13 protein-coding genes and 2 pseudogenes are annotated in these 12,715 nt (G+C 41.9%); 10 read left to right on the top strand and 5 right to left on the bottom strand.

The window, feature by feature from the left end:
- Positions 1–53 precede the first annotated feature (53 nt).
- Positions 54–620 (bottom strand): NADPH-dependent FMN reductase, encoded by a 567-nt coding sequence (gene ssuE / locus DP114_RS15340; protein WP_171976491.1) that lies wholly within the window; start codon positions 618–620, stop codon positions 54–56.
- Positions 621–839: 219 nt separating this feature from the next.
- Here ssuE and DP114_RS35770 point away from each other — a divergent pair, with 219 nt between their 5' ends.
- The 4 genes and pseudogenes from DP114_RS35770 (at position 840) to DP114_RS15330 (ending at position 3,886) form a co-directional block, all read left to right on the top strand.
- Positions 840–965, top strand: a complete 126-nt coding sequence (locus tag DP114_RS35770; RefSeq protein WP_256379384.1) for a hypothetical protein — start codon at positions 840–842, stop codon at positions 963–965.
- Positions 952–1,551, top strand: coding sequence for a MiaE family protein (locus DP114_RS15335; RefSeq protein WP_169266596.1), 600 nt, complete (start codon positions 952–954; stop codon positions 1,549–1,551). Before DP114_RS35770 ends, DP114_RS15335 begins: the two co-directional genes overlap by 14 nt.
- Before the next feature lie 78 nt (positions 1,552–1,629).
- Positions 1,630–1,818 (top strand): annotated as a pseudogene (locus tag DP114_RS35000) (GNAT family N-acetyltransferase); the annotation flags it as partial.
- Between the two features lie 703 nt (positions 1,819–2,521).
- Entirely contained in the window at positions 2,522–3,886 is a 1,365-nt protein-coding gene (locus DP114_RS15330; RefSeq protein WP_171976490.1) for a pentapeptide repeat-containing protein, read from the top strand.
- 512 nt (positions 3,887–4,398) lie between these two features.
- On the opposite strand, the gene accD is transcribed toward DP114_RS15330, so the two are convergent.
- From accD to leuB, 4 genes are all read right to left on the bottom strand, one after another.
- Positions 4,399–5,358, bottom strand: coding sequence for an acetyl-CoA carboxylase, carboxyltransferase subunit beta (gene accD / locus DP114_RS15325; protein WP_171976489.1), 960 nt, complete (start codon positions 5,356–5,358; stop codon positions 4,399–4,401).
- Between the two features lie 982 nt (positions 5,359–6,340).
- Complete coding sequence (locus DP114_RS15320; RefSeq protein WP_171976488.1) at positions 6,341–7,186, bottom strand: prepilin peptidase; 846 nt, start codon at positions 7,184–7,186, stop codon at positions 6,341–6,343.
- A 139-nt stretch (positions 7,187–7,325) separates the two neighbouring features.
- A complete protein-coding gene (locus DP114_RS15315; RefSeq protein WP_169266574.1) occupies positions 7,326–7,586 on the bottom strand; it encodes a hypothetical protein in 261 nt (86 codons plus the stop codon).
- 91 nt (positions 7,587–7,677) lie between these two features.
- A complete protein-coding gene (leuB, locus tag DP114_RS15310) occupies positions 7,678–8,766 on the bottom strand; it encodes a 3-isopropylmalate dehydrogenase (protein WP_171976487.1) in 1,089 nt (362 codons plus the stop codon).
- Positions 8,767–9,000: 234 nt separating this feature from the next.
- Here leuB and DP114_RS15305 point away from each other — a divergent pair, with 234 nt between their 5' ends.
- The 6 genes and pseudogenes from DP114_RS15305 to DP114_RS15280 all read left to right on the top strand — a co-directional run bounded on the left by DP114_RS15305 (position 9,001) and on the right by DP114_RS15280 (position 12,594).
- Complete coding sequence (locus DP114_RS15305; RefSeq protein WP_169266572.1) at positions 9,001–9,387, top strand: hypothetical protein; 387 nt, start codon at positions 9,001–9,003, stop codon at positions 9,385–9,387.
- Between the two features lie 279 nt (positions 9,388–9,666).
- Entirely contained in the window at positions 9,667–10,251 is a 585-nt protein-coding gene (locus DP114_RS15300) for a thylakoid membrane photosystem I accumulation factor (RefSeq protein ID WP_169266571.1), read from the top strand.
- A 196-nt stretch (positions 10,252–10,447) separates the two neighbouring features.
- Positions 10,448–11,056, top strand: a complete 609-nt coding sequence (locus DP114_RS15295; RefSeq protein ID WP_171976486.1) for a hypothetical protein — start codon at positions 10,448–10,450, stop codon at positions 11,054–11,056.
- Positions 11,053–11,298 (top strand): annotated as a pseudogene (locus DP114_RS15290) (type 2 isopentenyl-diphosphate Delta-isomerase); the annotation flags it as partial. The gene DP114_RS15295 and the pseudogene DP114_RS15290, both read left to right, overlap by 4 nt.
- Positions 11,299–11,390: 92 nt before the next feature.
- A complete protein-coding gene (locus tag DP114_RS15285) occupies positions 11,391–11,888 on the top strand; it encodes a helix-turn-helix domain-containing protein (RefSeq protein ID WP_169263472.1) in 498 nt (165 codons plus the stop codon).
- A gap of 31 nt (positions 11,889–11,919) precedes the next feature.
- Entirely contained in the window at positions 11,920–12,594 is a 675-nt protein-coding gene (locus DP114_RS15280; RefSeq protein WP_256379389.1) for a transposase, read from the top strand.
- Positions 12,595–12,715: the final 121 nt, after the last annotated feature.

Raw genomic sequence — 12,715 nt, 5'->3', positions numbered from 1 at the left:
TAGGCGATCGCCCTTATTTGCCCAGCCACTCTTCAACTGGCTTCCTCCATAAATTAATTTGCGGAAGCCAATTCTTTGACATTGGGTTGCAAACTCTTGACAGATTGTGCAAACTCATTCAGAGCTTCTTTCAATCTCTGATCAATTTCCTGATCAAATTGAAGACTGCCATCTTGTTGTATTTGCAGTTGTTTGTCTACTGCATAAACGCCGCCCAAGATGAATCGTGCTTTTAACTCTGACAATACGGGTTTGAGGGCATAATCAATTGCCAACAAATGAGCTAAAGTCCCACCAGTGGCGATCGGTAACACGACTTTGCCTGACAACGCTCTTTGAGGTAGCAAGTCTAAAAACGCTTTGAGAACTCCCGTGTAGGCTGCTTTGTAAATCGGAGTGCCAATAATAACACCATCTGCCTTTTCTATGAGTCCTTTTGGTTGTTCTAAAGCTGGGCTATCGTAACGTCCATAGGCTAAAACTTCAGCAGGGACATCGCGAACAGAGATAATATCCGTTTGAAAGCCCTCTTGCTGCAAAATTTTAGTGGAGTGTTCCAGAAGCGTGTAGGTTCTGGAAGGATGAGATGGACTGCCAGCAATTGCTATGATGTTAGGCATATTTTTTGAACCGATACTTTTTCGCTAAACTTTGTCAACAAACTATGTGAACTTACCACAAAAAACTGAGTATAGTTATGGTGCGGGGCGAGGGCGCGAAGGAGCTAAGAAACTGCGTATCTCGTATTTATACTACGGCAATTATATCAAAGAACCGTAATTGTTTTAATTTTAAGATAAAATTGCTGCACGTCCTCTCAAGTCTAGCAAGACTCTTTTATGAAAAATAGGTTTGTATCTCAAATCCGGGTGCAACAGGACATTTTTTCCTTGTTGGGGCGATCGCTGATACTTAATATTGAATATGTAGAGTCTTTTGTCATTCCTAAACGTGCTTTCATCTGAGTTACCAACTATCAACGCCCTCAAAACACCCACAAGTTTTGCTTGGGTGGAACAAGCAATCTCTAACCTAGACACCATTCTCCTCGATCACTCTCAATGCGAACGCAAAGCCGCAGGGGTCGCTTTGAACATGATATTTCGCTACCCTTCCAATGCAAAAATGGTACGGGAGCTAACCAAAATTGCTCGTGAAGAACTAGAACATTTTGAATTGGTCAATCAATGGCTGGACCGTCGAAATATTCCTTTGCGTCCCTTACAGCCACCTCCCTATGGTGCTGGTTTAAAGGCGCAAATTCGACCCAAGGAACCTGAACGGTTTTTAGATTCCCTGCTAGTGAGTGGTTTGATTGAAGCTCGTAGTCACGAACGCCTTGGATTGTTAGCGGCTCATTGTCCAGAACCTGAGTTAGCTAAATTTTATCATGGCTTGATGGCATCTGAGGCACGGCACTATGGTATTTATTGGGTTCTTAGTGATACCTACTTTAACCGTGAAATTGTCAGACAACGGTTGGATGAGTTAGCGGTAGTTGAAAGTCAATTGCTAGCAAATCTACATTCAGAACCTCGCATTCACAGTTAGAAGATATTGGAAATGAAAAATTACTATAAGAAATGTCTCATTCGTGACTGGGAGTTTGGGGTTTAGGACAAGGAAAAAAAATATTTGCTACAACCATTAGAAGCAGCGCTAGCATTCCGTGGTTTTCAGTAAATTTGGATTGAAACCGCCAGTGTTTTGAGCGAAGCTGTCAAACTATACGAAAGCAGTGGGTATCAAAAGGCAACGGGTGTAGAAACAGCTCGTTGTGATACAGTTTATGTAAAGTCCCTAGGCTCTGGTCATTAGTTATAGCTATAGCCAACTCTATTAGGACGTAGGGAACGCTTAACGCTTAACAGGGTTTCAAATCTCGTGATGTCCGTATTTTCTGATTAGTTCATGTCCTAATCTACCTGGCAACGGCTATATTTGAACTTTTTTAAGTGCGTACTCGTACGCCAAATTTTGAATGGCTTAATTTGAGCATAGCAAGTGGGACTGAACCGTCACCCAGAATGCACCAACTGTGAGTCCTTAGCTTTCTTTATACTTTGTCTTTACGCCTCTTTTGCCAAAAAAGTCAAGTTTCAAAACGAGACAAAATTGCTATTTTTATTTTTAAACATTTATGATCAAAACTCTATACTTAGACAAAAGTATTAATAGTAACTAATAAATGATTTCAGACCTGATTTGTGATTCTTGCTTCACCTATGGAGTATGGAAAAACATTAAACTAAGTGAAAATAGGGATAAAAAAATCTCTCTTGAGACGGTTGCATTATTTATCATACTAAATTAATAATAAGTATTTTAAACCAATTTCAGGGATAGTCATCAGACAACTGTTTGTAAAAGAATGGAACCACTATAGGCTGCCATTGATTTTGAAAAACAAGCTGCTGCATTTACCTAGTTTTGTCAGACGTGGAAAACTACTAAACACATGTTATACTCTTTTCTCCTGTACTCTACTTAAAAATTGTGTGTTTTGAGGGACACAACCATTATGTCTGCGAACAAGACAGACGTACTCAAAAATTGGTTGATAGTTGTAGCACTTACGTCTATTTTATCACCAATAGTATTTTTCATCACATTTACCAAAATGGAGGAGTTGTCAAATCAACCAAAAATCGAAAATAGAACTCAAGTATTCTCAACAACAGCTACCCTTTTGCTAGGATTAGCAGTGATGATTCATGCATACGTGGCAGCAAAACGCGCCCAAGCTCTTCAAGAAAGTGCGATCGCAGCGCATAAGAGTAATGAGATTGCAATCAAGAATGTCCGTATCGCCCAAGAAAGGCTGATTACAGAACGCTTTATGACTGCAATTACCCAGCTTGGGCATCAAAGTGCTGCGACACGGACGGGTGCAATTTATTCTTTGGAAAGAATTGCTCAAGATTCTCCTCAGCAATACTGGACAATTATGGAAATTCTGACAGCTTTTGTGCGAGAGAATGCTGCTGGAAAACTGCAAAACGAGCAAATTCAACAAACTGCAAGAACTCCTACAGATATTCAAGCAGCCTTGAATGTCATCGCCAGACGTCAGATCCAAAAAGACCAGCCAAATCAGAAAATTGATTTGCGATATGCTGATATGAGCACAGCAGACTTGCATAAAGCCAACTTCCAGCAAGCAGATTTGCGGGGAGCTAACCTCTGTCAAGCCAATTTACACGGAGCGAACTTGTGTGAGGCAAATTTGGAAGGTGCTAAACTCTCTGGGTCAATTCTATATCAGGCCAACTTGCAATCAACCAACTTAACTGATGCTGACCTTTGTGGAGCAAACCTTAATTGTGCTCAAGCCTCTGGGGCAAATTTACGTGCAGCAAATCTTACAGGAGCAAGTTTGCGTGGAGCTAATCTACGAAGAGCTAATTTATACAAAGCCAATTTGCAAGGGTCTAATTTAAAAGCTGCGAACTTACAAGAGGCAAAGCTGTTTTTAGCTAATTTGCAAGGAGCAAAGTTGGGTAAAGCCAACTTACAAGGAACGGGTTTGATTGGAGCAAATTTACAACAAGCAAACCTGAATGGAGCCAATTTGCAACAAGCAAACCTGAATGCAGCCAAACTGCAAAACACAGAAATGTTTTTTGCCAATTTTTCTGAAGCAAGCCTCAGAGAAACTGACCTCTGCGGAGCAAACCTTATGGGAACGAACCTACAAATGGCAATTCTCCATGAAGCAAACCTCTGTGGGGCAAACCTCATGGGAGCCAACCTTAACATGACAAATCTAAGTCATGTAAAACTGGAAGGGGCAATTTTAACAGGAGCCAAAAACCTGAAACTGCATCAAATGACATTTACACAAGACGATGTTACAACTCACCTGACAGATAATGTTCCATCATAGCGCGGATCGCACGCCGATTAGTTAACTAACAGTAAGTTGGAAGCACAATTAACTGACTGATAATTCATTTACATTTGATATGCAAACAGGGTGCGTCCCTACTTTTCAATACACCCAAACTGACTGACCTGAATAAAATTCTTTTGCAGCTACCAATTATATCGTGTCGGGTTGAAGACTTAATCACCACACTCCATAGGGAAATCCAAATTTTCGATTTTTGTAAGCAGGGTAAGCGCATCTTGTAAATAAGAACGTCTCAGAGTCAATCAAGCCGAAAATCGTCGCAGTAATTCTTGTTTATTGATAATGTTTTTGGCGATTGCAAAAAAGCAACACACGCCTCAGCCCAAAGCGCATGCTGCGGGAAGACGTATCGCTTTGACCCTTGGGAAACATACAAAACGAGAAACTGTGATGATTCATTGACACACAAACACATGTTTTTGTCAACACTAATTTAGATGCGCTTACCCTGTTTTGCAAAAAGTCTAATGTTCGAGAAGCAATGATTACTCAACAGCGCTAGAACTCAAACTTCTTGTCTCCCAAACCACCATATTATTATGGGTTGACGTTGGTGCAGGTGGCTGGTGTAAGGCAATCAACTGTGCTAATGTTCGTTTTAGCTGAGTACGAGGAACAATCTCATCCACAAAGCCGTGCTTGAGTAAATCTTCCGCAGTTTGAAACTCCTCTGGAAGTTTTTCCCGTAAGGTTTGTTCGATCACTCGCCGCCCAGCAAAACCGATAGTAGCCTTTGGTTCTGCTATGATGATATCGCCCAACATCGCAAAACTAGCAGTTACACCACCTGTGGTGGGATTTGTCAAAACGGGAATGTACAGCAACCGCGCTTCTTGATGACGCTCCAAAGCTGCAGAGATTTTCGCCATCTGCATGAGGGAAAGCATTCCTTCTTGCATCCTCGCTCCACCAGAGGTACAAACAATAACCACAGGATATCGTCGTTGAGTGGCTTGCTCAATCAGGCGCGTCAGTTTTTCTCCGACAACAGAACCCATACTTCCTCCCATAAACCGGAAGTCCATAACGCCAAGAGCAATGGATAAACCATTTATTTGACCAAAACCAGTTTTAACGGCGTCTATTAACTTCAGTTTGTCCTGGGTTTCCCGCAGGCGATCAATATAAGGTTTGCGATCGCGAAACTGTAGTGGATCGGTAGGACACAAATGCTCATCTATCGACCTCCAACTATTCACATCAATCAATTGACGGATGCGCTCATCACTATCAACTCGATTATGATGTCCACACTCAACACAAACCATTTGGTTGGCTCTTAGATCTTTGGCATATGTCAACACTCCACAGTTAGAACATTTATGCCACAGTCCATCAGCAATCTCACGCTCTTGGGGTTCTAGGATGGTAGATCCTGATTTCCGTCGATTTGCAAACCAATCTAATAAAGACTTTAAACCGCGTGATTCTTCGTTGTTCGCCATTTGTATCTTATCTTACGTGGATAGTATGTTGATAAAAGATCAAACCAATGCTGTCAAAATCTTAGTTTTTTATCATGACTCCTTTGTCCATACTAAGGATGAATGACTCATAACTAATGACAACATATTCAAAATTGTCTTGTAAGCTATAGGAGACCATATTTTAGATCTTTGGTTGCCAGCTTAACGAAAATACGTAAACCAATTCAAGTCTCTTGCTCGCCTTCTGGGAAACTTAAAAAGTAGTAAAGCAGTCCATTGCTGTTGTAACGGTACCTACAAAGCTCCACTAAGCCCCTGTCCCAAATAGGATTTCACCCCCTAAATCAATAATATTTGTTGGTATGTTATGAGAGGCAAGCAATTGCTGCATCAATTTTTCTTGTCAAAAGGGTACCCGTTATTAAGAGGATCATCCAACTCACGCTTAGGGTCTGTCTGTGGCTAAGGCTACAGCTTTTGGATCAGCGTACGCGCAGTCTCTTTGGAGGAGGTACGACACAGTTATGGCGATGCGATACGCAAAGCGTCAAGCCGGAGGCTTATCGCTCCCAAGTTCTGTGGAAGCTTGCGCGAACAAACAAGCGTGTTGTACAGGAAATACGCACACGCTACTTTAGGTGGTGAATATCACTCTACAGGGTGTGGAAAACCAGACTGCAGGGCTGAATTCACAAGATGATGTTATCAAAAGCTTAAAGATAGTAGTGGTGATTAAATCTACAGTTCTAGTGTATCTCCAAGTAGAGATAGACACTGCAAGGGCTTGCTGGAGAAACCAAGAATCTCCAGGAGTATCCCAAATATGTAAATTTATTTTATTTTGTAGTGCGCACAGAAGCGCGTTGTAGCGACTTCGGGGCCGGACAGCCCGCTTTCAATAGAAGTAGGGAGCAAGATGCTCCGACTACGATCTTTTATGCAAAATTGGATGTTCTCGAATCTCCTCGCATGAGGCTAGGATACAGTAAAATTCTATTCTTCAACTAATTGGAAAAAATAATCGTAAATAAAAAGACAAAATCGCCTCGCCGCCAAATAGAGCAATAACTGCCCCGCAAGCAAGAAAAGGACCAAAAGGTATCTTTTGCCCCCATTTTTGAGACAGCGCTGTGCGACTGCTGTGCTGTGATAGTATGATTTTGCCGCCAGCGACTATTACTCCAATAAGACTTCCAAGAAAACTAGCAAGCAATAAATACTTCCATCCTAGCCATGCTCCGATCATGGCTGCTAATTTGGTGTCTCCTCTACCCATAGCAGTTTTGCCGCATATAATTGAACCAATTATGGCGATCGCATCAAATAGCCATAAGCCCACCACTGCTCCTCCTATCGCCATTTTCAGATGATGTACCAATCCGATCCAACTCGCTTGTGGTAGAAAGCCACAAATTATGTGAAAAACAATTCCTACTAACAAACCCGACTTAGTCAGTGAGTTCGGTAGTGTCATTGTATCTAAATCAATCAGCGATAGTGCCAATAACCAACTGCAAAACGCCCAGTTACCTACTGTATAGAGCGAATACTTCTGTATCCAAAAAACTAACAAAAAAATAATACCCGTCACCCCCTCTACCACAGGATAACGGATAGAAATTTTTCTTTTGCAATAACGACAGCGTCCTCTTAACCATAGCCATCCCAACAGCGGTACATTATCGTAGGGTTTGAGTTGGTTTAAGCAATGGGGACAACCAGAGGGTGGAAAAAGAATCGAAAGTCCAATTGGTAACCGATAGACTATTACATTAATAAAGCTGCCAATAGATGTGCCTAAAGCAAAGACGATGAAACTTGTCTGGACTATTGTCAAGATGAACATTCGAGTCAATTGTGAGTTAGTGCGTTATTTGGGGCTTCGCCCATGAACAGCGGGTTCACCCAAACAGAGGGTTATTGCCATTTGCTCAAAAGTTATAACCTTAACTCACGACTGATGACTCATCACCAGTCTTTATGACTTAATACATATACGACTCAATTTGATTCAAAGGCACAAAGCATTCTTCAGGCAAGAGAATTGGTTGGTGAGTAAAAATCACTTTACCTCGGTGATTAGACCGATTAATTGCGACTCCTGAAGCTTGTCCAGTGATTTCGGGATGTACCTCACAGTAAGTGTGGTAAATCTGTCCAGCAGCTCTGATCACGGCAGGATCAATCAAAGCTGGCTGGTTCTTCTGATTGGTATAGTTTTCCTGTCCTTTTTTTAAAGCGTACACCACTCGCGAAGTATTGTTGTAGGTTTGTGTTAATAGTTTATCCGAAAATTTTCTTTAAAGTTGCCAAAATTTCCACTTTGAGCATATGCACTCATTTTGCTTCCAGAACTTGGATCAGTGCTTGGCCCATAGCGCGACAACCCAAAAGGTTCATATCTGGGGAAATTATATCTCCTGTGCGATCGCCTCTTTGTAACACTTCTAACACTCCTTGTTCAATGTGATCTGCTGCAGTTGATTCGTTTAAACCATAACGAAGCATCATAGCAGCACTTAAAACCTGTGCCAAAGGATTTGCTTTATCTTGCCCTGCTATATCTGGGGCAGAACCGTGGACAGGTTCAAAAACTCCTGGATTAGAAGCACCCAAACTTGCAGAGGGTAACATCCCAATACTCCCAGTTAGCATAGCAGCTGCATCTGAAAGAATATCACCAAACAAGTTGCCTGTGACAATAGTATCGAACTGCTTGGGAGCGCGTAACAACTGCATGGCTGCATTATCTACATACATATGAGAGAGTTCCACATCCGGATACTCTTGGGCAAGTTTGGTGATGCGATCGCGCCACAGTTGAGAAACTTCCAACACATTCGCCTTATCCACTGAACAGAGTTTCCCTCGCCGTTTTTGTGCAGCTTCAAACGCCACCCGCCCAATGCGCTCAATTTCTGATTCGGTGTAAGCCATTGTATTCACGCCGCGCTTTTCACCCGTTTCTGTTTCAAAAATTCCTTTAGGCTTGCCAAAGTAAATTCCTCCGGTGAGTTCGCGGACTACCAAAATATCAACGCCTTCGACAACCTCCCGTTTCAAAGAAGAAGCATCTATCAACTGAGGCAATATTTTCGCAGGGCGCAAATTGGCAAATAATCCCAACCCTGCACGCAGTCCTAACAAACCTGCTTCTGGACGTAAATGGGATGCTAAGGAGTCCCACTTGTAACCGCCAATAGCTGCTAGTAACACAGCATCGCTATTGCGACACGTATCCAAGCTGGATCCTGGAAGGGGTTCGCCTGTAGCATCAATTGCTGCACCACCGATGAGTGCTTCTTGGAATTCAAACTGAATATCAAACTTTTTCCCTACGACTTTCAGCACGTCTACCGCAACTGCCATAATTTCGGGTCCGATGCCATCGCCAGGGAGTAGGGTAATGCGGTAGTTGTGGGTCATACTTCGTTTTGGTGGTAGGTAAATGTTTAATCGCGCAGAATTTCTTGCAGATCAAATATCATACCTAGCAAGTGTACGCCCATGAGTAGCAATCGAGCAAAAAACTGGGTAAAGCCTATAATCCTTATTTGGTGTTGACATCGCTATTACCGCACGCCGCAAAGCGGCGTGCGGTAATTTTATTATTATGTGATTGAAAGAACTTGATATAAAAGATTAAGGAACGCCAAGGAAATGAGTGAACACCTGGGTGATAATCTAGACTCGCCTGAGCAAAAAAGGCAACAGGAGGCGGCCGAGTGGAAAGCTCAGGCTCGACACCAACAGGTTCAGGAGGAGCAACGCCAAATCTCAGAAGAGCAGCGGCAGTCTGCTGAAGAAGACAGGCAGTTACAGGAGAAGAGGCGAGAAGCTGCAGAAGAAATCAGGCGGGCTACTGAGCAAGCGCGAGAGTCTGCAGAAGAAATCAGGCAGGCTGGTGAGCAAGCGCGACTGGCTGCTGAACAAGCGCGACTGGCTACTGAACAAGCGCGACTGGCTCTACTGGAGCAAGAGGAGATTTTGAAGCAGATGCAGCAGTCTGCCGAACAAGCGCGACACACTCGTAGTAAAACCGATTAGTGCACCGAAGCGAATAGCAGTCCTAAATGATTTGTAAATATTGATTTAATGTTGGAGTTGAGGCGAATAGATTGATTGGCTGGGACGAAGTCTCCGATATAATCTTCTTGTTGCACAAGCACGCTCACCCCAGTTGTTGTAAGAAGACAGCAAAATCTGGTTTCAGGCGAATTGCTTTGTGTCAGAGAGCGATCGCTCCTTTGTCCCCTTATCCGCACCCCAGTTTGCTACATTCAGCACAAACAAGAAAAAAATATAGATGTTAAAAGGTTCTTTTTGATGAATTGTATAAAGTGGCGCTTTTTACTGAGTTTGATTCCAAACTGGCGGCGGTTGTTTTCCTTATCTGTGCTGCTGACTTGCTTGTTATTGACAAATGTACAGTCAGCGTTTGCTGATCTTAATAACGACAGATACGATGGCAATATTTTTGTGGTTTATGCGGGGAATGGTTCACTGGTTCCTCCAAAGGCGACTCTAGCAAAAGCTTTAGCAGACCATAAACCAACGCTGTTAGCATTTTATTTGGATGACAGCAGCGATTGTAAGAAATATGCCATTGTTGTTTCAACGATACAAGAATATTACGGTCGAGTAGCAGAAATTATTCCAGTTAATGTTGATAGCATTTTAGATGGAAAAACTTATAACTCTACAGAACCAGCTTATTACTACTCTGGGGTTGTTCCCCAAGTTGTAGTATTTAATCAATCCGGTGAGGTTGTTTTGAATAAAAAGGGCCAAGTCCCCTTTGAGAAAATGGACGATAAATTTAGAGAACTGTTTGATTTATTACCTCGTTCAGAATCAGTACCATTGAAGCGCCGAGCATTTAATGAGTTAAGCAGCGAGTTAGCGAAGTAAGTTGTGGGGCAGACAAAATTTGTCTGCCTTGTTTTTTCGTGTTATTAGATACTGCAAAGCTATTGATTCAAAGGGATAATGTATACGAATAATCTTTAAAAATTGTTGAGAACTGAGGAGTTAGGAAGTCAAGATCAAGTAAGTGAATAAATAATGACTATTGACCAATTGACTTTGACTTATAAAGTGTGCCCTGATGTCAAAGGTTTACACCACCGAGCAGTTAATTCAAATTTTACGTTCTGAACGCCAAGCTTGCCTCAAGGGAAACCGCCTGAAGTTAGCAGTCACTGTCTCTGGCAATCCTGTCATAGACCAGTTTATCAGAACCGATGGGCTACAACAGTTTACAGCATATCAAGATTTTAAAGCCACCATTCACGAATACCAAAACGAACATCAAGTTTCAGGTATTGTCTGGCGTGAGGTGACTATCAAAGGAAAAATGTTACGCTATCCAGAAGTAGATGCTCAGTTAATTGCTTTAGCCAGTGACATAAAAATATTAAAAGCAGCCAACAATTCCATAGTGCAATTTTGGAATGAAGTCACTGTAGGGATGGACTTGTACTTAAGTTTTAGTCATGGCAAACAGCATCGACAGATAGAAAGAATTGATGTAGATAGAATTGCTCAAAGAACAGAATGGACAAGTTTGTCCAAATGTGAAAATACTAATTTTTTGGAAGTGATTTTACACTTAGGATGGGGTCAACCAGAGGAAGCCTGTTATAAACGAGGGTTTCCAACTTCTGGAAGTGAGTGTATTCATGCTGTCAATCCAGGAAATCGTCCAATTGGGTAACGAATGGGTTTGAGTGCTATCGCTTTGCTCATTGCTGTCTTCCGGAATTAGACCGCAGTGATATCAATATTCAAACAACCTTATTGGGTAAGAATCTTGGTGCACTACTTCTGATTTCTTCCATGACAGGAGGGACAGAACTGGCGCGGCTAGTCAACACTCGGCTTGCAAGTGTTGCTCAACGTTACCGATTAGCAATGGGAATTGGTTCGCAACGAATTGCTTTAGAGATGCCCCACCTAGTACAGCACGGCGTAAGTTAACCAGGTATTACTGTGGGAGAATGAGTAATTAGATTAAAAGTAGTTTTTGCTGAGAAGCGGAGAATTAGGATGTGGCAGGATTAGCTCCAAAACAATTAAACTTAAGCGATGGCGATCGCTCAGAACTGCAAGAGTTGGTAAACCGACACAATACAGGGCAACAAATAGTACTACGTGCAAAAATAATTCTTCTAGCGTCAGAGGGGAAAAATAATGGCGAAATTGCTCGAACATTAAATATAAGTCTGGATATGGCTCGTTTATGGCGAAACCGATGGTTTAAAACTAGCGATAAAAAGTTGCCTACTTTTGAGAGACTACGAGATTCGGAGCGTATTGGGGCACCAGTAAAATTTAGTATGGAGCAAGTAATCAAACTGTTTGCCCTTGCATGTTCAAAACCCGAAGACTACGGACGACCAATAAGTCATTGGACACCAAGAGAACTAGCAGACGAAATTATAAAGCAAGGGATTATTGAAAGCATATCTGTCCGCCATGTTGGAAGATTACTAGAAGAGGCAGAACTTAAACCCCACCAGAGTAGTTACTGGTTAACCCCCCCCTAAGGACGAAGAATTTGACGTAAAAGTTGAAGATATTACTGGTTTATACATAAGTGCGATTGAACGTTATCAAAACGCAGAGCGTACAATATCAATTGATGAAATGACGGGTATTCAAGCTACAGAGCGTCTAGAAAAAGATTTACCGATGCGACCTGGTAAAGTTGAAAGAAGGGAGTTTGAGTATATTCGTCACGGTACACAGAGTTTAATTGCTAATTTTGATGTCGCTACTGGTAAGATTATCGAGCCTACTTGTGGAGATTCTCGAACAGAAGTTGATTTTGTTCTCAATATTCGTCGAATCATTGAAAGTGAACCCAATGCTAAAAAATGGCATCTAATCATGGATTGTCTGAATACGCATCAGTCTGAATCGCTGGTTCGTTTGGTTGCAGAAAAAGAAGGTTTGAATATCGATCTGGGTATTAAAGGAAAAAGGGGAATACTCAAATCCATGAAATCCCGTGCTGCTTTTTTAAGTGACAAAACACATCGAATTGTTTTCCATTACACCCCTAAACACTCTTCTTGGCTCAACCAGATTGAAATTTGGTTCAGTATTTTGGTTCGTAAGTTACTTCAGCGTGCTAGCTTCAAGAGTCAGGATGACCTAAAAACCCGAATTCTTGAATTTATCGACTACTTTAATAAAACAATGGCTAAACCTTTTCAGTGGACATATAAGGGTAAAGTGTTAGCTGTCTAATACTTGGTTTATTTACGCCGTGCTGTACTAGGGCGTCGGTCAAGTAATAATGGTTGACAAAATAGATGTAATATGGGTGGGTATTGACCAAAATCAGTTCGCATTAGAGGGTGGTGTAATT

This window comes from Brasilonema sennae CENA114, assembly GCF_006968745.1.
GTDB lineage: Bacteria > Cyanobacteriota > Cyanobacteriia > Cyanobacteriales > Nostocaceae > Brasilonema > Brasilonema sennae.
Note: the sequence above shows the minus strand (reverse complement) of the source record. Positions and strands in the feature narration are given on the sequence as shown.

Excerpts from the sequence above, each read along its gene's own strand:
- DP114_RS15295 (WP_171976486.1), top strand. The coding sequence starts at position 10,448 with ATGTCAAAGGTTTACACCACCGAGCAGTTAATTCAAATTTTACGTTCT.
- DP114_RS15300 (WP_169266571.1), top strand. The coding sequence starts at position 9,667 with ATGAATTGTATAAAGTGGCGCTTTTTACTGAGTTTGATTCCAAACTGG.
- DP114_RS35770 (WP_256379384.1), top strand. The coding sequence starts at position 840 with ATGAAAAATAGGTTTGTATCTCAAATCCGGGTGCAACAGGACATTTTT.
- DP114_RS15320 (WP_171976488.1), bottom strand. The coding sequence starts at position 7,186 with ATGTTCATCTTGACAATAGTCCAGACAAGTTTCATCGTCTTTGCTTTA.
- ssuE (WP_171976491.1), bottom strand. The coding sequence starts at position 620 with ATGCCTAACATCATAGCAATTGCTGGCAGTCCATCTCATCCTTCCAGA.
- DP114_RS15330 (WP_171976490.1), top strand. The coding sequence starts at position 2,522 with ATGTCTGCGAACAAGACAGACGTACTCAAAAATTGGTTGATAGTTGTA.
- DP114_RS15305 (WP_169266572.1), top strand. The coding sequence starts at position 9,001 with ATGAGTGAACACCTGGGTGATAATCTAGACTCGCCTGAGCAAAAAAGG.
- accD (WP_171976489.1), bottom strand. The coding sequence starts at position 5,358 with ATGGCGAACAACGAAGAATCACGCGGTTTAAAGTCTTTATTAGATTGG.
- leuB (WP_171976487.1), bottom strand. The coding sequence starts at position 8,766 with ATGACCCACAACTACCGCATTACCCTACTCCCTGGCGATGGCATCGGA.